Here is a 21541-nt window from a genome sequence, read left to right on the forward strand (position 1 = left end):
GGGGTCGGCGGCCGATGCACCGGTCATCGGCCGCTGTGATCAGCGACCGTCGCCACCCTCGCCGTGCCCACGCGTGTGCAGGCCATAGCGTTTGAGCTTTTCATACAGCGTGGCCTTCGGCACATGCAGCGCCTCGGCCGTGGCGGCCACGTTGCCTTTACTGTGCTCCAGCGCCTCTTGCAGCACGGCGCGCTCGAAACGCTCCACCTGCTCCTTGAGCGGCAGTGGCGCAAGCGTGCCGTCGCCTTCCGGCGCGCTCGCCACGCCCAGAACGAGACGGTCCGCCGCGTTACGCAGTTCACGCACGTTGCCGGGCCAGTCCGCCTGCATCAGCTCCTGACGCATCCGATCCGACACCACCGGCGCAGGCCGTCCGTAACGCACTGCGGCGTCGAGCATGAAGTGTTCGAACAGCGGCAGAATGTCCTCGCGCCGCTCGCGCAGCGGCGGCAGCGCCAGCGTCACCACATTCAGGCGGTAATACAAGTCGCGACGGAACGTCCCCTCGCGCACGAGCGCTTCCATGTCGCCCTTGGCCGCCGCCACCACACGACAGTCCACACGAATCGACTGGTTCGAGCCAAGACGCTCCAGCACGCCGTCCTGCAACACGCGCAGCAGCTTGACCTGCAATGCCGCCGGCATGCTCTCGATCTCGTCGAGAAACAGCGTGCCGCCCGACGCATGTTCCAGCTTGCCGATACGACGCTTCGCCGCGCCGGTAAACGCACCGACTTCGTGGCCGAACATCTCGCTTTCGAAAATCGCTTCCGGCAACGCACCGCAGTTCAGGGCGACGAACGGCGCATCGCGCCGGCGCGACAGCTCATGCAGGCTGCGCGCGACCAGTTCCTTGCCGGTCCCGGTGTCGCCGTTGATGAGCACGGGCGCGTCCGTCATGGCGACATTGGCGATGAGCGTGCGCAGCGTCTCCATCGACGGGCTGCGACCGATGATGCGCGATGCGCGTCCGCCCTGCTCCGCCAGTTCGCGACGCAGCGCCTGGTTCTCCAGCATGAGCTTGCGCGTCTCGAGCGCGCGTTTGGCCGACTCGATCAGACGATCCGGCGCGAAGGGCTTTTCGATGAAGTCGTAGGCGCCGTCGCGAATGGCCTGTACGGCCATCGAAATATCGCCGTGACCGGTAACGAGAATCACCGGCACTTCCGGCGCGTGCTGACGCAGATGCGCGAGCAGTTCGAGCCCGCTCATGCCGATCAGGCGAATGTCGGATACGACGATGCCGGCGAAGTCCGGCGTAATACGCTCGCGCGCCGCTTCAGCCGAGGCGAGCCCGAAGGCGTCGAGCCCGGCGAGTTGCAGGCTTTGCAGCGTGGCGCGCCGCACGAGTTCGTCGTCTTCGACAAATAGGATCTGGAGGTTCTTGTACATCATGCGATTGTCGCGCCGGCGCGTTGCACGCGGCGCAGCGTCACGAGAAATTCTGCGCCACCGCCCGGAACGTTGCGCGCGACCAGCTGGCCACCGTTCTCCTGTGCGATGGACGACGAAATTGCGAGTCCGAGCCCCATGCCCTGACCGCCCTCCTTGGTGCTGAAAAACGGCTCGAACAGACGCGGCATATGCGCCGACGAAATCCCCGGCCCGTTGTCGCGCACGTAAATGCGCACCCACAGGTCGTCCGCATCCACATCGATCCAGATCGACGGCGAGGCTTGCGCGCCGACGGCGCCCGAGACCGCGTCGATCGCGTTACCCACCAGATTGATCAGCACTTGCTCGAGGCGCAGCCCTTCGCAGGCGACCTGCACGTCCTCGCGGGCGTTGGCGAACGTCGTGCTCACATGGATGCCGGCAAGGCGTCCGCGCAACAGCATCAGCGTGTTGTCGAGCGCGCGACGCACCGACGCCTCCATATCGCCACGACGCGCACGTCCGGCAAAAAGCCGCAACTGGCCGGTGATCTTGCCCATGCGGTCTGTGAGCGACGCAATGGCTTCGAGGTTCTCCTGCGCCGCGTCATACTCCCGGCGCTCCAGCAGCACACGCGTGTTGTCCGAGAAACTGCGCAGCGCCGAGAGCGGCTGGTTCAGTTCGTGCGTGATGCCGGCGGCCATCTGGCCGAGCGCCACGAGTTTCGAGGCCTGCACGAGTTCGCTCTGCGCCTCGCGCAACTCATGTTCGGTGCGCGAGCGCTCCTGCACTTCGGTTTGCAGACGCTCGTTCGCCGATTGCAGATCGGCCGTGCGCTCGGCCACGCGCTCGCCCAGTTCGGCGTACGCGGACTGCAACAACTCGCGGCTCTTGAGCATGTCGCGCACTCGCTGACGCCGCTGATTCCACGCCACGCCGAGCAGGCAGGTGAAGGCCGCGAGACACGCCGCCGCCACCGCCGCGATCCGTGCGTTGGCGATCACCTGATCGAGCGGGGCGAAGTACATGAGCGTCCAGTCCGGCTCGCCCAGCTTGCGCTGCACGGCGAGAAAGCGCCGGGTCTTGCCCGAGCCGCGACCTGCGCTCATGTCCCGAACCGTGACGACTTCGCCGTCGGCATCGAGCCGCTCGTCCTCGCTCCACGCGAGCGGCGTCACGTTCTGGTTGTAATACTGACGCGTGCTGTCGAGCGCCGCCTTCACATCCGGGGCGAGCGGCGTGAGCGAGCGATACTGCCAGCGCGGCTCGGACGACAGGAAGATCACGCCATGATCGTCGGCGACGACCACAGGCTCGGAGGCATCGGCCCCGGCGCGCTGAAACCACTCCAGATTCAACTTCACCACGACCACGCCATGGATCTTGCCGTCGACCAGAATCGGCTGGGAGACGAAATACCCCGGCTCGCCGGAAGTCGTGCCCACACCATAGAAGCGGCCGAAGGCGCCCTTGATGGCGTCGATGAAATACGGACGGAAGCGATACTCCTGCCCGACGAACGTGGCCTTCTCACGCCAGTTGCTGGCGGCGAGCGCGAGCCCGTTGGCATCGATGACATACGCCGCCGACGCCTTGGCGCGCTGGTTCACGTCGAACAGATAATCGTTGGCCCGCTGCACCACGGCCTTGTTCCTGGGATCGAGCAGCAGATCATGCACATAGGGATGCAGCGAGAGCAGATACGGCAGGAATTCGTAGCGATCGACGGTGCTGCGCAGGCTGCCGGCGTAGCGCTCCACGCGGGCCCCGGCGTTGACGCGCAAATCGGCCACGCCGCGCTGCCAGCTCAGGGCGTACGTCAACCAGCAGAACAGGACACTCGCCAGCAACATGACGACGATCCATGACCAACGGCGCATCGGGACAGTCCTCTCGAAATCGATGGGGACTTCGTCGCGCCGGGGGTCCGCTGCGCTCGCGGGCGACGCGGCCCCTTGCGGGGTGTCGCTCGAACGGGCGCGGATCACGTTGTCGTGCAGGGTGGCCATTGGGGCGTGAGTCAGGAAATACGCCTTGTTGACGTCGTTTGCCGGTCCGTACGATGGCGGCAGGCGGCGCGTGGGCACCGCCTGTCGGCATCGCCAAACCATTGCGTATCCACTGGATCAAGGACCACCGGGCGGCGAAGCTCAGGCGCTATTGTGCCTGTGCCGCGCCGCCCGGTGGCGAACGGTACTTTGGCGGGGGCCGCGGCGGTGTCATGCGAGACCGGGCCGCTGCCCCTGCCACGGGCCGTCAGGCCAGCTCGGGACCTTGCTTGCCCGACATGGCGTCGGCGAGCTTCTTGCGGTCCAGTTCCTTTTCCCAGGCCGACACGACAATGGTCGCCACACCGTTGCCGACGATGTTCGTCAGCGCACGGCATTCGCTCATGAAGCGGTCGATACCGAGAATCAGCACCATCCCGGCAACCGGAATCGTCGGGATCACGGCCAGCGTGGCGGCCAGCGTGATGAAGCCCGCGCCGGTCACGCCCGAAGCGCCCTTCGAGGTGAGCATCGCCACGGCGAGCAGCGTGAGCTGCTGGCCCCAGGTCAGGTCGATGTTCGTCGCCTGTGCGATGAACAGCACGGCCATCGTCATGTAGATGTTGGTGCCGTCGAGGTTGAACGAGTAACCGGTCGGGATCACGAGACCCACCACCGACTTCGAGCAACCGGCCTTTTCCATCTTTTCCATCAGGTGCGGCAGCGCGGCTTCCGACGAGCTGGTACCCAGCACGATCAGCAGTTCTTCCTTGATGTAGGCGAGGAAGCGGAAGATCGAGAAGCCCGTGAACTTGGCGATCAGACCCAGCACGACGATCACGAACAGGAACGACGTCAGGTAGAACGTGCCCATGAGCTTGGCCAGCGGCACCAGCGAGGCGATACCGTACTTGCCGATGGTGAAGGCCATGGCGCCGAAGGCACCCAGCGGCGCCACCTTGGTGATGATGTGCACCACGCGGAAAAGCACGCCCGACACGCTGTCGATCCAGCTCGTCACCACGCGGCCACGCTCGCCGATCGCGCCCAGTGCGGCGCCGAACAGGATAGCGATCACGAGGATCTGAAGGATTTCACCCTTGGCGAACGCATCGGTGATCGTGTTCGGAATCAGGTGCAGCAGGAAGTCGGTGAACGTGTCGCCGTGCGCGGCCTTCGCGGCGTAGCCCGCGATTGCCTTCGGGTCGAGCGAGTTGATATCGACGTTGAAGCCGGCGCCCGGCTTCAGGATGTGCGTGGCGACGAGACCGATCACCAATGCCAGCGTCGATACGACTTCGAAGTAGATCAGCGCCTTGCCGCCCACGCGGCCGACCTTCTTCATGTCTTCCATGCCGGCGATACCGGTCACGACCGTGCAGAAGATCACCGGACCGATGATCATCTTGATGAGCTTGATGAACGCGTCACCGAGCGGCTTCATCTCGACGGCGAGATCGGGCTTGAAGTGCCCGAGCAAAATACCGATGACGATGGCAAACAGCACCTGCACGTACAGGATGCGGTAAAAAGGTTTTTTGGTCTGGGTTTGCATGTTGTTTCCTCTTCAGGCGGCGGGGCAAGCCACCACCCTTGTTATCAATCCGCGGTGACCCCGCGAATCTCGCTTTGCGCGAAGCGCATTTGCTCCTCCATCACCATCTGGGCCAGCGCCTTCTTCAGTTCATTGAATTCGCTGCCTGCCGTGTCGCGCGGACGGGGGAGGTCGATGACCACGTCCCGCTTGACCGTGCCCGGCCGGTACGTCATGACGACGACCCGGTCGGCCAGATAGATCGACTCCTCGATGCTGTGTGTGACGAAAATGATCGTCTTCTTGAATTCCTCCCAAATGCGCAGCAGCTCGTCCTGCAACGTGCGACGCGTCAGGGCGTCGAGCGCGCCGAACGGCTCGTCCATGAGCATGATCGGGCTATCGAGCGCCAGCACGCGGGCAATCGCCACGCGCTGACGCATGCCACCCGACAGATCGCGCGGAAAGCGGTCGCGAAATTCGCGCAGGTTGAGCTTGCCGAGCAGCAGGTCCACGCGCTCGTTGATCTCGGCGCGCTTCATTCCCTTGATTTCCAGCCCAAAGGCGATGTTCTGCACCACCGTCATCCACGGAAACAGCGCGTACTCCTGGAACACCATGCCGCGATCCGGACCGGGTTCGGCCGCCGCACCCGCACGACCATCGATACGGATGGCGCCCGACGTCGGTTGCACGAAGCCCGCGAGCGCGTTGAGCAGCGTCGACTTGCCGCAGCCGGACGGGCCGAGCAGGCAGACGAACTCACCCGCGTCGATGCTCAGGTCGATGTCCTTGAGAGCATCGACGACACCGCCGGGCACAGGGAACTGTTTGTTGACTTGGTCGATTTGAATCAGCATGTCGATCGTCTCCCTCGCCTTACTTGGTTTCCAGACCACGGTGCCACTTGAGCAGGTGGTTGTTGAGACGATCCATGCCGAGGTCGATCACCAGACCGAGCAGACCGATGGTCAGCATGCCGGCGATGATCTTGTCGGACCACATGTATTCGCGCGCTTCCAGAATGCGGTAGCCCAGACCATTGTTCACGGCGATCATCTCGGCCACGATCACCACGATGAACGCGGTGCCGATACCGATACGCACGCCCGACAGAATGTAGGGTGTGGCCGCCGGCAGAATCACGCGGCGGAAGATCGTGAGCTGACCGGCGCCGAGGTTGCGCGCGGCACGCAGGTAGATACCGTCGACGTGACGCACGCCGGCGATGGTGTTCATCAGCACTGGGAAGAACGCGCCCAGGGCGATGAGGAAAAACGCGGGGGGATTGCCCAGACCGAACCACAGGATGGCCAGCGGAATGTATGCGATCGGGGGAATCGGACGCACCACCTGCACCAGCGGATTGAACAGACCGTAGACGCGGGTGCTCGTGCCCATGAGCAAGCCGAGCGGCAACGCGATGCCCGCGCCCACGAGGAACCCCATCACCACGCGATACAAACTGTGCGTGGCGTCCATGAGCAACTCGCTCGACTGCAGCCATGCATGGAAACCGTCGGCCATCGCGACGGTCGGTTTGAGGTATTGCCACCACTTGGCCACGACCGCGACCGGCGACGGAAGAATGATCGGGTTGATCCAGCCGAGGCCGGTGACGATCTGCCAGATCACCACGACCGCGACCGGAATCAGCACGCCGCGCAGCAGGCGCGCGGGGCGAGAGACCCCCGAATTGGGAAGAACTGCGGACATCCGTTCGCCTCGCCTTACTTGATGTTCAGCTTGGTCTTCGCCTTGGCGAGCAGGTCGAGCTTGACCCAGTCCTCGGCCTTCGGCACCGGATCCTGCAACTTGCCCACGCCGTACTTCTTCATCAGGTCGGTGGTGAGTTGCACGTGGGAGAGGCTCAGGTCGTAGCTGTAGGGCGAGTTGCCGATAGCGTCCGTGAAATCCTGCTCGGTGATCTGGTTCTTGAACATGTCCTCGCGAACGAACTTCTCGGCCGCCTTCGGGTTCTTGATGAAGTAGTCGGTCGCTTCGACGAACGCATACATGAGGCGTTGCGCCACGTCCGGCTTCTCCTTGTAGAGCTTCTCCGTGATCACGAGCGCGCGCACCGGCTCGCCGATCGGCGTGTCGTACGGCTTGAGGACTTCGACACCGAAGCCTTTGTTGATGGATTGCGACGCTTGCGGCTCGGACTGGCACATCGCGTCGATGCTACCGGCGGCGAGCGCCTGATTCAGATCGGCGAAAGCCATGAACATGATCTGCACGTCCTTGCCCGGCTGATCCGACCAGGTCAGACCGGCCTTCGCCAGTTCCGCGTACAGAATCAGTTCCTGAGCGCCGCCACGGGCGACACCGACCTTCTTGCCCTTGAGATCGGCCACCTTCGCGATCGGCAGACCCTTCTTCGCCACGAGACGCACACCCCCCTTGGCGAAACCGGCCACGGCATAGATCGGTGCGCCCTGCGCACGACCTGCGATCGCGGCGTCAAGCGCGCTTGCCGACACGTCGATCTGCCCCGCAACGATCGCCGGCATGATGTCCACTCCCTTGGCGAACATGCGCTCTTCGATCTTCAGGCCGTACTTCGGCCCGATCACTTTCATGTACGACACAGCACCGTAGTGGGCGAACTTCAGATTCCCCAAACGCACCAGATCGTCGGCAAAAGCGTGTAGCGAGGCCGCACACAGCGCAGCGGCGGCAAGACATTGCTTGAACATAAGGTCTCCTCTCTCTTATTAGAACGGCTTGCTCTGGGTTTCCGGATTCCTGAAGGGGATTCGGACGTCCCGGCAGCACGCGCGTTAGAAAGCAATACTTATGCCAACGATGCAAGTCTTTGATTTTATTGTGGGAAGCTGTGGAAAACCCGATGTCTGGTTATACAAGAAACCAGAAAATGGCCCTTGAATGTTTCTGGATTTCCGGAAAATCCGGGGAAACGGGGCCATTTCGCGCGATCGTGCCGGCAATATCGGCACCCACGCGGGACGGGCGGTGGCACAACGGTCCGTTGAAAAAATCGAAACCGCCCTTGAAGCCTTGTTGCGGCGGCAGCGTCGCGCATCAGGAAGCGGTTTCGACGGTGGCGGGCACGTGGCTGCCCGCCGACGTGAGGTCGTCCCGCGTTCAGGCGGACAACGTCTCCGGCACCGGCGTCTGATAGCCGAGCGCGGCGGAGATTTCCGCGGCACAGGCCGACAGGCGCGACGAAATGTCGGGCAGCAACGCACGCGTCATGCGCGAGGACGGCCCCGACGCCGACAACGACGCGATGACTTCGCCGGACGCATCGCGCACCGGCACCGCGACCGACACCGCTTCCGGTGCGAGTTCGCCGAAGCTCACGGCGCAGTCCTGACGTCGCACATTGAGCAGTTCGGCAGCCAGTTCGTCGCGCTCGATGAGCGTGCCTGCCGTAAAGCGCTTGCGCGGACGACCCAGCACTTGCGCGCGGATGTCGTCCGACGCAAACGCCAGCAACACACGCCCCGAGGCGCCCACGTACAGCGGACGACGATTGCCGACCACGCCGTGCACGCGCAGTTCGTGCGTCGATTCGACGCGCGCGACGCACAACGATTCGAGTCCGTCGCGCACGCGCAGCTGGATGTTCTCGTTCAGCGCGCGATTGAGCGCCTGAAGATGACGGTGTGCCACCTTCACGAGATTGACCTGCTCGTGCCCCGCCACGCCGAGCACCAGCGCCTGCGCACCCAACACGTAGGTGACGGGGCTGCCCTCGCGGACCACCCAGCGGTGCTGTTCGAGCGTCGCCAAAAGACGAAACGCCCGCGACTTGTTCAGGCCGGCGCGTTGCGCCAGTTCCGTCACACCCAGGCCGGGGCATTCCCCAACCAGCGACAACAGCGAAAGCGCCGTGTCGACCGAAGCGACTGTGTAGTCCATCAAACTTCCTCGCTATGTTGTTCGGCATAAGCGGCGAGCGACGCCGCGAATTGGCCAAGTTGCGCTTGCAGCGTCGAGAAGCCGTCATGCTTCTCGACGCGAGATTCGTCCAGGTAGAGCGCCCGGTTCAGTTCGATCTGCACGCTGTGACGCCGCTCGGCGGGACGCCCGAAGTGGCGCACCAGATCGCCGCCGCGATACGGCACGTTGTAGGCCACGCGAAAGCCCAGTCGCGTGAATTGCGCCATCACCCAGCGCGAGAACGCCGGATCGGCCGTCGTGCCGTCCCCGTCGCTCACGATCACGTCGGGGCGCGACATGCCCGCATCGGGATCGAGTGCGCCACCACGCGAGCTCATCGAATGGCAATCGAGATGCCAGACCACGCCGTGGCGTCGCCAGGCGGCATCGAGCGCATCGCGAAGCGCATGGCGGTAGGGTCGGTAGTAGTCGTGAATCCGGCGCTCGACTTCGGCCACCGTGAGGCGCCGGTCGTAAAGCGGCACATTCGGCGCAGCGAAACGGTGCAGCAGCCCGACGCCTCGCTCGCTGTAGGCTTGCGGTCGCGCGTCGTGCGGCCACAGGCTCGCGATCAATTCGGGATCGATATCGTGCTCGGCACGGTTCGGATCGATGTAGGCGCGCGGAAAAAGCGCCGCGACGAGCGTTGCGCCGTGATGGGTGGCGACAGACCAGAGTTCGTCGACATAAGCGTCGCCACAGGCGAGGATCGCGGCCGTCGGCGCAACCGTGTCGAAATCAGGCGGAAACACATGACCGCTGTGCGGTGCATCGATCACCAAAGGCAAGTGCCTCCCGAAGCCCTCGGCGCGACCCGGGCCACGTTGGCCACCTTGCGGTGCTTCCACAAAAAATCGGCCCTCAGTGACCTGACGGGACATGTCGCCTCCTGGCGTGCATCCGAAACCTCCGCCCGGGAATAACCCCATCGGGCGCAATGTTTTGCCAAGCAAAACAATGTTCAAATATTCTGAGACAACGTCAGAAAGGCGACAAGGTGACGGTTGTTACAACATATTTCGGAGAAATTGGGGGCCAGGCACCGGGCTAAGACGGGGCATTCGGCGACGATCGGTGCAGATCGCTGTGCGTATCGAACGCGTTCAGCGGGATCCGCCAATGGCTGCGGCAGGTATCGTCTATCGAACCCGGCGAGGCTTGTGACGTGTCGTAATCGACTTTGGGCGGGCGACTAACGCTCGCGGCGTGGTGAGAGAGAACGCGTCATGGCGGCGCGTCCCAAAGCAAAAGCGCGGACCGTCCTGACGACGATCCGCGCTTTCGAACTTCCGATGAGGTCGGCGTGCCGGAGCCGGCGCGCCGCTCGGGGCCGATCAGATAGCGTCGGCCACACCCGCTTCGTGCGCCTGCACGTCCGCGTGATAGCTCGAACGCACCATCGCGCCGACGGCCGCGTGGGTGAAGCCCATCTTGTACGCTTCTTCCTCGAACATCTTGAACGTGTCCGGCGTCACGTAACGGCGCACCGGCAGGTGGTGCTCCGACGGTTGCAGGTACTGACCGATCGTGAGCATGTCGACGTTGTGCGCACGCATGTCGCGCATCACTTCGAGGATTTCTTCGTCCGTCTCGCCCAGACCGACCATCAGGCCCGACTTCGTCGAGACATCCGGATGCGCCGCCTTGAACGCCTTCAGGAGATTGAGCGAGTGCTGGTAGTCCGACCCCGGGCGCGCTTCCTTGTACAGGCGCGGCACCGTTTCCAGGTTGTGGTTCATCACATCGGGCGGCGCGGCGTTAAGAATGCCCAGCGCGCGGTCCAGACGAGCCCGGAAGTCCGGCGTCAGGATTTCGATACGGGTTTGCGGCGACAGCTCGCGCACGTGGCGAATGCAGTCGACGAAGTGCTGAGCGCCGCCGTCACGCAGATCGTCGCGATCCACGCTGGTGATCACAACGTACTTCAGACGCATGGCCGCGATGGTCTTCGCGAGGTTGAGCGGCTCGTCGGCATCGAGCGGATCCGGACGGCCGTGACCGACGTCGCAGAACGGGCAACGACGCGTGCATTTGTCGCCCATGATCATGAACGTGGCCGTACCTTTGCCGAAGCACTCGCCGATGTTCGGGCAGCTCGCTTCCTCACACACCGTGTGCAGGTTGTGCTCTCGCAGAATCTGCTTGATCTCGTAGAAACGGGAAGTGTGGGTCGCCGCCTTTACGCGAATCCAGTCCGGCTTCTTCAGACGCTCGATCGGCACGATCTTGATCGGAATGCGGGCGGTCTTGGCCTGCGATTTCTGTTTGGCGGTGGCGTCGTATTCGCCGTCGATCGTGCGAACTTCCTTGTTCGCGGCGTCGTTCTCGATAACGTTCTGAGTCACGGTGGTCATGATGGGGGCTTTCCAGACGTCCAATCAGGCGGCGGCGTTTGCGCTCGAGGCCGTCTCTTGATCGGCCTTCGGCGCGACATCGGTCGTCGCGGGGTGCTGTTCGAGGTGATGACCGAGTTGCTGCGCCAGTCGCGCGGCCACTTCGTCCCAGCGGGGGGCCACGCCTAGCGTGGCCATGTCTACCGTTTGCAAACCGGCGTAACCGCACGGATTGATCCACTCGAACGGGCGCAGATCCATGGCGACGTTCAGCGACACGCCGTGATAACTGCATCCGTTGCGGATTTTCAACCCGAGCGCAGCGATCTTCGCGCCGGCGTGCGCCACAGTACCGTCGCCCTGGCTCACATAGATGCCCGGCGCGCCGGCCCGGCGCTCAACGTCGAGATTATACGCTCCCAGGGTGTCGATCACCGCCTGCTCAATGAGCCGCACCATTTCGCGCACGCCGAGCTTGCGGCGGCGCAAGTCCACGAGCAGGTAAATCACCACCTGACCGGGGCCGTGAAACGTGATCTGGCCGCCGCGGTCGACTTTGACGAGCGGAATACCGGTGTTGGCGACGAGCAGGTGAGCGGGATCGCCGGCGAGTCCGAGCGTGTAGACGGGCGGATGCTGGACGATCCAAAGCTGGTCGGGGCCGTTCGGGCCACGCGTGTCGGTGTACGCGCGCATGGCGTCGAACGATGTGGCGTAGTCTTCCTTGCCGCGCCAGCAAACTTCGATCGGGGAGGTCATGGGCGTAATTTTAACGAAACCCCGCCGGTCGTGCTCGCCCTCCCCACTCCACGCACACCATGCCCCCATGCCCGCTATCAACCCCATCGGGCTTGCGAGGCCCGGTGTTGCCCCGCCGCAACGGTTTGCAGCGTTCGGCCCCGGCCAGTACCGCCACGGGATCAGGCCACCTTCTTCGCCGGTGAGACGCCCAGCCCGCGGGCGTAACACCCGGCCGCGAGCAGAATCATCGCGCCGCCAAGCCATTGCGTGGGATGCAGCACGATCCCGAACGCCAGAAAGTCGACGGCCACGGCCACCACCGGATAGACGAAGCCGAATACCGCGAGGCTGGCGGTCGACGCCTTCTGAAACGCGCCATAGAGCAACAGGTACATGAACGTCGTATGAAAGAGGCCCAGGGTCACAATGGCGCCCACTTCGCGCGGCGCGGACGGCAGGTGTTGGAAATCGGCCATCCAGACGAAGACGACGGCGCCGATCACCATATGCAACGCGGCGATGATCTCGGGCCGGATCGTCCCGGCGAGCTTCTTGGTAAACAGCGTGGTCGCGGCATAGAGCGACGCGGCGGCCAGCGCGCTCGCCACCCCCAGCAGATAGCCCGCGCCATGCACGCCGCCCGGTTCGGCCAGAATCACCAGCCCGGCGAACGCCGTGCCAAGGCACGCCAGTGTGGCAAGCGACGGCCGCTCGCGCGTGACGATCACGCTCGCGAGCACCAGCAGAAACGGCTGCACGTTGTAGACAACGGTCGTGATGCCCACGGACGTCATGCGGTAGGCCGTGAACAGGAAATACCAGTTGGAGACGAGCGTCACGGCCCCGAGCGTGACGTTCACGATTTGGCTGCGGGTCATCCGCAAGCCGCGCCAGTATCCCCGCCACGCACACCATGCACACAGGCTGAGCGCGCCGATCAGGCAGCGGAAAAACACCACGTTCAACGCGGGCTGCCCCGACATCAGCACAAAGACGCCGATCGTGCCCGAGATCACCATGGCGGCAACCATCAGCAAACGACCGAGGCGTTCGTCGGCGTGGGGATTCGGCGTGGCGCAGGATGACAGCGGTGCGGGGGGCGAGACTTGGCTCATCGGGGAACGACTTCTCTTGTTTCGACGCGTTATCAGGGTGTTCCGACTTGGATTATTGCGCGTCTTGTTGTGAATTCGATTGACACACGCGAGGCCCTGTCGCTATGGCCCATCCGCCACACGGGGCACGCCCGAAATGCAACACGCGCTCTTTGGCGGTCATCGCCGTGGAGCGCGTGTATTCGGGGTGGGCAAACGCCCGGGAGTCCTCAACGACCGTCAGGCGGCGGCCGTGCAGGAGTTCGCTTCCCGGGCGGCCCGGCGACCGGCCAGCCACTGGCGAAGGACTCGGGCGAGGGGGAAACGACGGGAGACTTCGCGCTCCAGTTCGGCTTCGCCGGAAGCTTCCGACGACACCCAGTAGCGGCGCCCCGGCTCGATGGCCAGACGCTGGCCGGGCGCGAGCCAGTAATCGCGCGGATCGCCCGCACGCGTCACCCAGACTGACGCGCCGCGCGCGACAAGCGTATGCTCATGGTGCAGATCGAGACTGATGACTTCGCCCGGACGAAGTCCGTAGACGTACTGAACCTTTGTCAAATGGTTTTGCATTTTACGACCCCCACGCAGTGCGAGACAATGACTGAATCATAGGGACTGGCAGGCGCCGCACCAAACGACATATTTTCACGGCCTTGCGAATAGAGCTCACATGGACCTTCGGAGACTTCCCAACCTGAGCGCCTTGCGCGCCTTCGAGGCGGCCGCCCGCCTGGAGAGCTTTTCACGTGCGGCCGAGGAGCTGTTCGTGACGCACGGCGCCATCAGCCATCAGATCCGCGCGCTGGAGCAGGAGTTGGGCACTACGCTTTTCGCCCGTAACGGCAAGCGCATCAGCATCACGCCTGCGGGACGCCAGTACGCTGCGTCGATCCGCACCGCCCTCACCGACATTGCACAGGCCACGCGCAAGCTGCAAGCGGGCACGCGCAGTGAGCGACGACTGGTGCTCACCACGATGCCGTCGTTCGCCAGCCGCTGGCTGACGCCGCGCATCGGCCGCTTCATCGACCGGCATCCGGAACTGGAAGTGGAATTGAGGTGCAGCGCGCAGTTGACCGACTTCGAACACGACGACGTGGACGTCGCGTTGCGCATGGGCAACGGCAACTGGCCGGGGCTGCACATCGAGAAGGTGCTCGACGACGTGTTCTTCCCCGCGTGCAGCCCGACGTACAACGACGGCAAGCTGCCACAGACCGCCGAGGAATTCCGCGCGAGCACGCTGCTGCGCTCGCAGGACGAACCGTGGGCCCCCTGGTTCGCGTCCGCCGGCTTCGATCTGCCGGAACCGATGCAGGGGATGATGTACGAGGATTCGGGCATGCTCTCGCAGGCGGCGATCGTCGGTCAGGGTGTTGCGCTGGTGCGTCGCTCGCTGGCCGTGGGCGACATCATGGCCGGTCGCCTCGTGCGCCTGTCCGACGTCGATACGCCATGCGGCTGGGATTACTTCTTCGTATGCCCGCACGCCGCGCTGGCGACGCAGCGCGTTCAGGCATTCCGGACGTGGTTTCTGGAGGAGGTCGCCGCGTTCGACCTGGTGAAGGACACGCGTCGGCGTCCGACGCAGCCGAGCCGTGCCGCGCTGGCGGCCGGCATGGCCGCGACGGCAGGAGAGATGACGACGCACGCCCAACTGGGGCTGGACCCCAAAATGCCACCGCCTGACGACGGTGCACCGACGCACGCGTGACCTTCGCGCGCGCAGGCACCGTCTCGCCGCGTTTACAGCACCACCTTGACCATCGGGTGGCTGGTCAACTTCCGGTAGATATCGTCGAGGTGCGCCTGCGAGTGCGCGCGCACCGTGACGGTCAGGCCGAGATACTTGCCCGAGCTCGACGGGCGCATTTCCACCTTGGCGGCATCGAACTGCGCGTCGAACTCACGGAGCAACTCGACGATGGCTTGCGCAAAACCGTCTTGCGCGTGCCCCATCACCTTGATCGGGAAGTCGCAAGGAAACTCGATCAGACTCTTCTTCTCTTCGGTCGTCATAGTGCCTCCTTGGCGCGTTGATAAGCGGCGTAAAGTGCGCGGAAGACCGGGCCGGGCTTGCCGTCGCCCACCGGCTTGCCGTCGAGCGTGACGACCGCCAGGATTTCCTTCGTGGCCGACGTGATGAGCAGTTCGTCGGCATCGCGCACTTCCGCTTCGCTGACGGCTCGCTCCTCGAATGCGATGTCGCACGCCTGTGCCAGCGATTCGAGCGCGCCGTAACGGATACCTTCGAGGATTCGATTATCGCGCTGCGGCGCAGCCATTGCACCGCGTTTGACGACCCACACGTTGCTCGACGACGCCTCCGTCAGCAGCCCGTCGCGGAACTGGATGGTTTCCTGGACCTCGTGATCCGCCGCGTACTGCGCCATCAGCACATTGCCCAGCAGCGACGTCGACTTGATGTGGCAGTTCAGCCAGCGGCGGTCTTCATGCGTGACCGCCCCCACGCCTTGCTCCACCTTCTCGCGGCTCGGCAACGCGAGCGGCGTGGCGATACCGAACACGGTCGGCGTCACGTCCTTGGGGAACGTGTGCTGACGCGGCGCGACCCCGCGCGTGACCTGCACGTAGACGCTGTGCGGATCGGCCGCACACGTGGCCGACAGACGCGCGAAAAGCGCTTCCCATTCGGCTCGCGTGTACGGGTTCGCGATGCGGATCTCCGCGAGACTGCGCTCCAGCCGGTCGAGATGCCGGGCAAGACGGAACGGCTTGCCGCGATAGACCGGCACGACTTCGTAAATCCCGTCGCCAAAGAGAAAGCCTCGGTCGAGGACCGAAATCTTGGCGTCGGCGAGCGGGATCAGTTCGCCATTGAGCCAGACGGTGGGGTTATTCATGATGCTGACGTCTTTACGATTTCTTCACGAACATCAGACGCAGGGCGTCCCATGCACGGCCGATGAAGCTGGCCTGCGCCACGTCGCCCAGCGCCACGACCGGGAACTCGGCCAGTTGCTTGCCGTCGGCCATGACCTTCACGGTGCCCACTTGCGCGCCGTTGGCGATCGGCGCGATCAGCGGCTCGCGCAGTTCAAGCTGCGGCTTGATCTTGTCGGCCATGCCCTTCGGCACGGTAATGAAGGTGTCCTTCTTCACACCGATATTCAGCTCGCTGTCCTTGCCCTTCCAGACCTTGGGCGTGGCCACGACCTGATTCGCGCCGTACACGCGCAGCGTGTCGAAGTTCTGATAGCCGTAGTTCAGCGCCGAGAGGCTGTCCTGCACGCGGGCGCGCTCGGACGGCTCACCGACGACCACCGACAGCACACGGCGGTTCACGCCGGGCGCGCCCGGCAGCGGTCGCGACGCCGTCGACACGAGGCAGTAGCCGGCCTCCTTCGTGTGGCCGGTCTTCAGGCCGTCGACCGTCGGATCGAGATACAGCAGACGGTTACGGTTCGGCTGACGGATGTTGTTGTAGGTGAAGCTCTTCTCCGAGTAGACCTTGTAGTACTCGGGGAAGTCCTGAATCATGCGCGTCGACAGCGTGGCGATATCGGCCACGGTCGTGTAGTGCTGCGGGTCGGTCAGACCGTCGACGTTCGTGTAGTGGGTGTTCTTCAGGCCCATGCGCTGCGCGGCGCGGTTCATCAGCTCGACGAACCCCGGCTGCGAGCCGCCGACGAGTTCGGCCAGCGCGATGGAGGCGTCGTTGCCCGACTGGATGATCATGCCGTACACGAGATCGTGCACCGAGACCGGCTTGCCGGCTTCGATGAACGTGCGCGATTCGTCGCGACCCACCTTACGGACCGATTCGCCCGGGATGACGGTCTGCTCCCACGAAATACGCTTGTCGCGAAGCGCTTCGAAGACCAGATACGTCGTCATGATCTTCGTGAGCGACGCCGGCTCGACGCGGGCATCCGGATCACCGGCGGCGAGGACCTGACCGCTCGTCACGTCGACGATGGTCCATGCCTTGGCCGTCATCGGCGGCGGCGGGATCTGTTGAGCGCGGGCGGGAAGCGTAGCGAGCGAGCCACAAGCGACAATCGCCGCGGCGACGGCGGCACGGGACAGCGAAGCGTTGAATTTCATTGGCGATGAGAAAAACGAAGTGAGCGAAGGAAAACTCAGAGGCATCTGCGCTTGAAGGAGCGCCGTGCAACCCACGCTTTGGCGAGCGCGGCACGGCGAAGAAGACGGCGGCGCCGGAGCGCCTGGGCCATGCCCGTCGGAAACATAGACCCGACGTGGCACGACATGGTTCAGACGCGAATTATACCCGTCACGATTTGACGTCCCCAGCGAAGCGAGCGCTGGCTGTCGAAATTACGCAAATTTCGCGGCGGATGTCTCAATGACGCCACGCGTCAACCACGATCTGTTTCAGCAGAGGCAACAACCCGTGGAAAAAGTGTTCGCCACCGGGGATGACTACGACGGGCAAGGTTTGCGGACGCGCCCAGTCGAGCACCGATTGCAGCGGCACCGTCTCGTCTTGCTCGCCATGGATGACGAGCGTGTCGGCCGGCACCGTAGCCACGTCCCAATTGCTCGCGGCGGTGCCGACGAACACGAGGCGCTGCGCAGGCGTGCCGGCGGCTTCCAGTGTCTTGGCGACGTGCGAGAGCACGAACGTGCCGAACGAAAATCCCGCAAGCGCGAGCGGCAGGCTTTCCCAGCCCGGCTGCCGACGCATCCAGGCGATGACGGCGAGCAGGTCGTCGCGCTCGCCGATGCCCTTGTCGTGCTCGCCTTCGGTCTTGCCCACGCCACGGAAATTCGGACGCACGACGGCGTAACCGAGCTGGACGAAGGCGCGTGCGAGCGTTTGCGCCACCTTGTTGTCGAGCGAGCCACCGAACAGCGGATGCGGATGTGCGACGAGCGTGATACCGCGCGGCGCGCCTGCGGGCCGGTCGATGGCGATTTCGATGGCGCCGACCGGGCCGTCGATGGTGAAGCGTTCAGTCTGAGCGTTCATGTGCGATGTTAGGCTGAAGTGCCGCAAGCATGCGATTCGGGCGATCGCGCCCGGACGCCACGCGCGGCCGACGAAAAATCGTGGGACCGTTGCGCCGACCCGATCAGTCGATCAGCAGACGCTCGACGATCTCGCCTTGCGCCAGATGCTTCTCGACGATCTCGTCGATGTCGGTCTCGTCGACATAGGTGTACCAGGTCCCTTCGGGATAGATCACGACGACCGGCCCCTGTTCGCACCGATCGAGGCATCCGGCCTTGTTCACGCGAACCTTGCCGGGACCGGCGAGACCGAGTTCCTTGACCTTTTTCTTGGCGTATTCCTGCATCGACTGCGCATTGCAGTTGGCGCACGAGGGACGCTCGGCACCGGCTTCGCGCTGGTTGAGGCAGAAAAAAACGTGATGCTTGTAGTACTGCGACGGGGTAGCCATGTCGGTGTTTTATGGGGGATTTGGCAGCCGAAAGCCCGGCTTCGGGCGTGTTGCGAGCCATTCTAACCGACCTGCCCCGCCATTGCGGGCGCGCCCGATGGCCGGGCGAGGGCATCGGGCGACGCGGATGCCAAAACACGGATTCCGGGACGCCGAACGTGAGAACGTGAAGCTCCGGAACGCGCGGAAGTTCAGCGCAGACGCCGCTGCACCGCCATGAACACGGCACAGAAGGCCGCAAGGCAGGCGAACCCGAAGAACACGTTGACACACGAGAGCACCAGCGCCTGCTGCGAGGCGAGGCTGCCCACCCACGCCGACGCCATATGTGCCGCCGTCACCGGATCGACACTTGCCGAGAACGCCTGCTGCGCCTGCGAAACCGCTGCGTTGTAGGCCGGGTTGAGCGGCGTCATCGCGGGCGTGAGTTGATGCATGAACACCGCCTGACGGTCCTGCATCAGCACGGCCATGACCGACACCGACATCGAACTCACCAACTGACGCACAATGTTCTTCGTCTGATAGCCATGCTGGAAGACATACTCGTCCATACCGCGAAATGTCAGCTCAGCGATGGGAATCATGGCGAACACGCCGCCGAGACCGCTAAGCACCATCGGCAAAATCAGCCACCCGCTCGACACGCCCTGATAGCTTTGCGAGAGCAGGAACGCATAGCCGAGCAGGCACAGATACCCGAGCAATACGAACGGCTTGAGCTGCACGAACTTCGGGCGCGCCAGCGTGTACGCCACGGCGACCCCCAGACTCGTCACCGACGCGACGGCTTGCAGATAGCCCGTGTGCTCGACGCTCCAGTGCAACCCTTGCTGCATGTAGATCGGGAACAGATACGACGTCGAGTACGAGAAGAAGTAGTACACGGCATACCCGCCCAGCCCGAGGACATACACGGGATTGCGCACCAGCACGCGAAAGTCGATCAGCGGCTTGTGATGCGAGTATTGATGCCACATGTAGCCGATTGCGCACACCGCGCCGACCAGACACAGTTCTAGCAGATGCAGCGGATTCGAGAAGAAGTCGAAACGCGAGCGCTGCATCATCACTTCGACGATCAGCACACCGGCGGCGAAAAACACGATGCCGCGCATCTCGAACTCACCTTCGTCTTGCAGCCGTTCGCGAAAATCCGGGATGAACAACCAGGACGCCAACGCCCCCGCCAGCGCGATCGGCACGACCGTGAAAAACACCGACGACCACAGGAAGTGATCGACGAGATAGCTCGCGAGCAAGGGCGCCGATATCTGAGCGCCGAAGAAGCCATAGGTGAAGAAAAGCAGCGCACGCAGCCGCAGTTCGGGTGCAAAGCACAGGTTGATGAGGATGCGGCTCGCCGTGAACAGCGAGCCGGCGCCCAGCCCGAGCACGAAACGCGCCACAGCGAGTTGCGTCGGGTTATGCGCCATCCCGCACAGCCATGCACCGAACGCCATGAGCGTGAGGGCGCCGGCGAGGAACATGCGATAGCCCAGGCGCGAGGCCAGCCAGCGTTGCTTGAGGATGACGAGAATGCCGGCGACGGCATACAGCGTGGAGACGAACGCGTACTCTTCCGGCGCGGCGCCGACACCGCCCGCGATATGCGACGACGCGAACACGAACATGCCGTTCTCCAGCATTTCGATGCCCGTGGCCGCCGCGATCACGGCCATCAGCACACGCTGCCGCGTCTTGTGCGCAAACGCCAATCCCCAGGTGCTCATCTTTTCTCCCAATGAAAACCGCCCGGGATCTGCCTGTCGATGCCGGGCGGTCGCGGCACACCAAGTATCAGCGTGCCTTACATGAGAGTTTAGAATTTGCGCGCCGTCTCACCAATGGGCCGACGGCCAATACGCTATTGCCAAATTGGCAACAATGAGACGATCATTTCGCCCGAAGATCCATGCCTGACGGGCCTGAGCGGGAATTCTGCGCATAAGGGCGCCATCCACGACCGGCCGACATCGCAACATCGCGCGAAGGTCAGTTCTGCTTGCCCACGCTGCGCGCGGGGCCGCGATGGCTCGGATCGAACATCGCGAGCAGATAGATCAGCACGACGTACGGCCACGTCCACGCGAGCCAGCGCGCCAGCACGTTGAAGTGGACATATTGCCCCTGCCGCCATGACTGGAGCGCTGCCTCGTAATACGGATTCGCGGGCAGGACATTGACGAAGACGAGCAGCACGACAAGCGCTGCCAACGCCACGGCCCCTCGCAGCGCACGAGGCCCTCGCCCGGCCACGACGAGCACGATTGCGCCGATGACCAGTCCGTAGATCGCCCCGGCCGTCACCCAGTCGAACGCCTGCGCCGGCGAGAACTGCCACGCAGAGGCGATCGCCTTGATCGCGAAGGCGCTGACGAACATCGCGCACAGCAAAGGCACACGCGGCGCCGATCGACGCATCGCCAGCGTGGCGAGCATGCCGGCCAGAATCGTGCCGCTGGCCGTCACGACCGTCTCCCACAACGCATGGCTGGCGACGGCATCGAGATCCGACAGATAGTCCTGTAACTGTCCGAGTTTCGGCACCCAGTCGAGCACCAGATCCGTGACGTCAGGGTCCTGCCAAAGCCAGATCTGACGCACGAGATCCCCATCGCCGAAGAGGAATTGCTGCGGATATGCCTGCGCCCAAGGCCACAGGGCCAGCAATACCAGCAGCACGCTCGCATGACGCTCGAACCACGCGAAGCGCAAATGCCGGAGCCACCCGCGATCGAGCAGCGGACTGGTGAGCGGCACGGCAATCGCTCCGCCGATGAGCGCGCCGAGCGCATTCGTCGCGAGATCGACATTCGATGCGACGCGCGTGGGCAAGTACGTCTGCAACGCTTCCATCCCGCACGACAGCAATGTGCCGAGAACGAACGCGGCGAGCACGGCCCGTGTCCCCCGCCAGGCCGGATGCAGCGCCAGTACGGTCAGCATGCCCAGCGGTATGTAGCCCAGTACATTGGTGACGACATCGAACGTCGTCATCCAACGCGGGAGCGGCGCGAACAGATAATCGAACGGCCCGACCGCCGCGCGCTGGAACTCGAACGGGTAGAGACTGGCATAAGCGACCAGCAGAATCAGGCACAGCAATGCCTGACGCGTAAGGGGAGAAGCGCGTCGTTGCCAGGGTTTGATGTCCTGCTCGGGCATCGGCGAG

21 protein-coding genes are annotated in these 21541 nt (G+C 64.0%); 2 read left to right on the plus strand and 19 right to left on the minus strand.

Translation table 11 applies throughout. The features are described from left to right. Positions 1-39: 39 nt before the first annotated feature. The 6 genes from PAN31108_RS03150 to PAN31108_RS03175 all read right to left on the minus strand — a co-directional run bounded on the left by PAN31108_RS03150 (position 40) and on the right by PAN31108_RS03175 (position 7595). Positions 40-1392 carry a sigma-54-dependent transcriptional regulator gene (locus tag PAN31108_RS03150; RefSeq protein WP_150667832.1) on the minus strand — a complete coding sequence of 451 codons (1353 nt, stop codon included), beginning with the start codon at positions 1390-1392 and terminating at the stop codon, positions 40-42. After that, positions 1392-3383 carry a sensor histidine kinase gene (locus PAN31108_RS03155; protein ID WP_150667833.1) on the minus strand — a complete coding sequence of 664 codons (1992 nt, stop codon included), beginning with the start codon at positions 3381-3383 and terminating at the stop codon, positions 1392-1394. The genes PAN31108_RS03150 and PAN31108_RS03155 overlap by 1 nt, the downstream gene beginning before the upstream one ends. A 247-nt stretch (positions 3384-3630) precedes the next feature. Continuing rightward, on the minus strand, positions 3631-4917 hold the full coding sequence (locus PAN31108_RS03160; RefSeq protein WP_150667453.1) for a dicarboxylate/amino acid:cation symporter: 1287 nt from the start codon (positions 4915-4917) through the stop codon (positions 3631-3633). Between the two features lie 44 nt (positions 4918-4961). Beyond that, a complete protein-coding gene (locus PAN31108_RS03165; RefSeq protein ID WP_150667454.1) occupies positions 4962-5756 on the minus strand; it encodes an ABC transporter ATP-binding protein in 795 nt (264 codons plus the stop codon). Positions 5757-5775: 19 nt separating this feature from the next. Further along, positions 5776-6612, minus strand: coding sequence for an ABC transporter permease (locus PAN31108_RS03170; protein ID WP_174994828.1), 837 nt, complete (start codon positions 6610-6612; stop codon positions 5776-5778). Between the two features lie 14 nt (positions 6613-6626). Continuing rightward, positions 6627-7595, minus strand: coding sequence for an ABC transporter substrate-binding protein (locus PAN31108_RS03175; RefSeq protein WP_150667455.1), 969 nt, complete (start codon positions 7593-7595; stop codon positions 6627-6629). Between the two features lie 152 nt (positions 7596-7747). Here PAN31108_RS03175 and PAN31108_RS03180 point away from each other — a divergent pair, with 152 nt between their 5' ends. Beyond that, on the plus strand, positions 7748-8038 hold the full coding sequence (locus tag PAN31108_RS03180) for a hypothetical protein (RefSeq protein WP_150667456.1): 291 nt from the start codon (positions 7748-7750) through the stop codon (positions 8036-8038). Here the strand turns inward: PAN31108_RS03180 and PAN31108_RS03185 are convergent. The 6 genes from PAN31108_RS03185 to PAN31108_RS03210 all read right to left on the minus strand — a co-directional run bounded on the left by PAN31108_RS03185 (position 8005) and on the right by PAN31108_RS03210 (position 13534). Further along, the gene (locus PAN31108_RS03185) at positions 8005-8784 is read right to left on the minus strand and encodes an IclR family transcriptional regulator (RefSeq protein ID WP_150667457.1); all 780 of its coding nucleotides are present in this window, start codon (positions 8782-8784) and stop codon (positions 8005-8007) included. The two genes, PAN31108_RS03180 and PAN31108_RS03185, sit on opposite strands and share 34 nt — an antisense overlap. Then, positions 8784-9584: an N-formylglutamate amidohydrolase gene (locus tag PAN31108_RS03190; RefSeq protein WP_246183786.1), complete on the minus strand. Its 801-nt coding sequence runs from the start codon at positions 9582-9584 to the stop codon at positions 8784-8786. The genes PAN31108_RS03185 and PAN31108_RS03190 overlap by 1 nt, the downstream gene beginning before the upstream one ends. Positions 9585-10139: 555 nt before the next feature. Beyond that, positions 10140-11159, minus strand: coding sequence for a lipoyl synthase (gene lipA, locus PAN31108_RS03195; RefSeq protein ID WP_246183754.1), 1020 nt, complete (start codon positions 11157-11159; stop codon positions 10140-10142). Between the two features lie 24 nt (positions 11160-11183). After that, the gene (gene lipB / locus PAN31108_RS03200; RefSeq protein WP_150667459.1) at positions 11184-11897 is read right to left on the minus strand and encodes a lipoyl(octanoyl) transferase LipB; all 714 of its coding nucleotides are present in this window, start codon (positions 11895-11897) and stop codon (positions 11184-11186) included. A 161-nt stretch (positions 11898-12058) separates the two neighbouring features. Further along, positions 12059-12994 carry a DMT family transporter gene (locus PAN31108_RS03205; RefSeq protein WP_150667460.1) on the minus strand — a complete coding sequence of 312 codons (936 nt, stop codon included), beginning with the start codon at positions 12992-12994 and terminating at the stop codon, positions 12059-12061. 219 nt (positions 12995-13213) lie between these two features. Then, positions 13214-13534 carry a DUF2917 domain-containing protein gene (locus PAN31108_RS03210; RefSeq protein ID WP_174994829.1) on the minus strand — a complete coding sequence of 107 codons (321 nt, stop codon included), beginning with the start codon at positions 13532-13534 and terminating at the stop codon, positions 13214-13216. Between the two features lie 112 nt (positions 13535-13646). On the opposite strand from PAN31108_RS03210, the gene PAN31108_RS03215 reads away from it, so the two are divergent. Continuing rightward, positions 13647-14690, plus strand: a complete 1044-nt coding sequence (locus PAN31108_RS03215) for a transcriptional regulator GcvA (protein ID WP_150667462.1) — start codon at positions 13647-13649, stop codon at positions 14688-14690. Positions 14691-14722: 32 nt separating this feature from the next. Here the strand turns inward: PAN31108_RS03215 and PAN31108_RS03220 are convergent, their stop codons facing one another. The 7 genes from PAN31108_RS03220 to PAN31108_RS03250 all read right to left on the minus strand — a co-directional run bounded on the left by PAN31108_RS03220 (position 14723) and on the right by PAN31108_RS03250 (position 21534). Beyond that, the gene (locus tag PAN31108_RS03220) at positions 14723-14995 is read right to left on the minus strand and encodes an HP0495 family protein (protein ID WP_150667463.1); all 273 of its coding nucleotides are present in this window, start codon (positions 14993-14995) and stop codon (positions 14723-14725) included. Next, positions 14992-15840 carry a D-amino acid aminotransferase gene (locus tag PAN31108_RS03225; RefSeq protein ID WP_150667464.1) on the minus strand — a complete coding sequence of 283 codons (849 nt, stop codon included), beginning with the start codon at positions 15838-15840 and terminating at the stop codon, positions 14992-14994. The genes PAN31108_RS03220 and PAN31108_RS03225 overlap by 4 nt, the downstream gene beginning before the upstream one ends. A gap of 13 nt (positions 15841-15853) precedes the next feature. After that, a complete protein-coding gene (locus PAN31108_RS03230; protein ID WP_150667465.1) occupies positions 15854-17044 on the minus strand; it encodes a D-alanyl-D-alanine carboxypeptidase family protein in 1191 nt (396 codons plus the stop codon). Positions 17045-17303: 259 nt separating this feature from the next. Next, the gene (locus tag PAN31108_RS03235; protein ID WP_150667466.1) at positions 17304-17933 is read right to left on the minus strand and encodes an alpha/beta hydrolase; all 630 of its coding nucleotides are present in this window, start codon (positions 17931-17933) and stop codon (positions 17304-17306) included. Positions 17934-18036: 103 nt separating this feature from the next. Then, complete coding sequence (locus tag PAN31108_RS03240; RefSeq protein WP_150667467.1) at positions 18037-18366, minus strand: (2Fe-2S) ferredoxin domain-containing protein; 330 nt, start codon at positions 18364-18366, stop codon at positions 18037-18039. 191 nt (positions 18367-18557) lie between these two features. Continuing rightward, entirely contained in the window at positions 18558-20099 is a 1542-nt protein-coding gene (locus PAN31108_RS03245) for an MFS transporter (protein ID WP_150667468.1), read from the minus strand. Positions 20100-20361: 262 nt separating this feature from the next. Next, complete coding sequence (locus PAN31108_RS03250) at positions 20362-21534, minus strand: VanZ family protein (protein WP_150667469.1); 1173 nt, start codon at positions 21532-21534, stop codon at positions 20362-20364. Between the last annotated feature and the right edge of the window lie 7 nt (positions 21535-21541).

It is taken from the genome of Pandoraea anhela (genome assembly GCF_902459655.1).
Taxonomy (GTDB): domain Bacteria; phylum Pseudomonadota; class Gammaproteobacteria; order Burkholderiales; family Burkholderiaceae; genus Pandoraea; species Pandoraea anhela.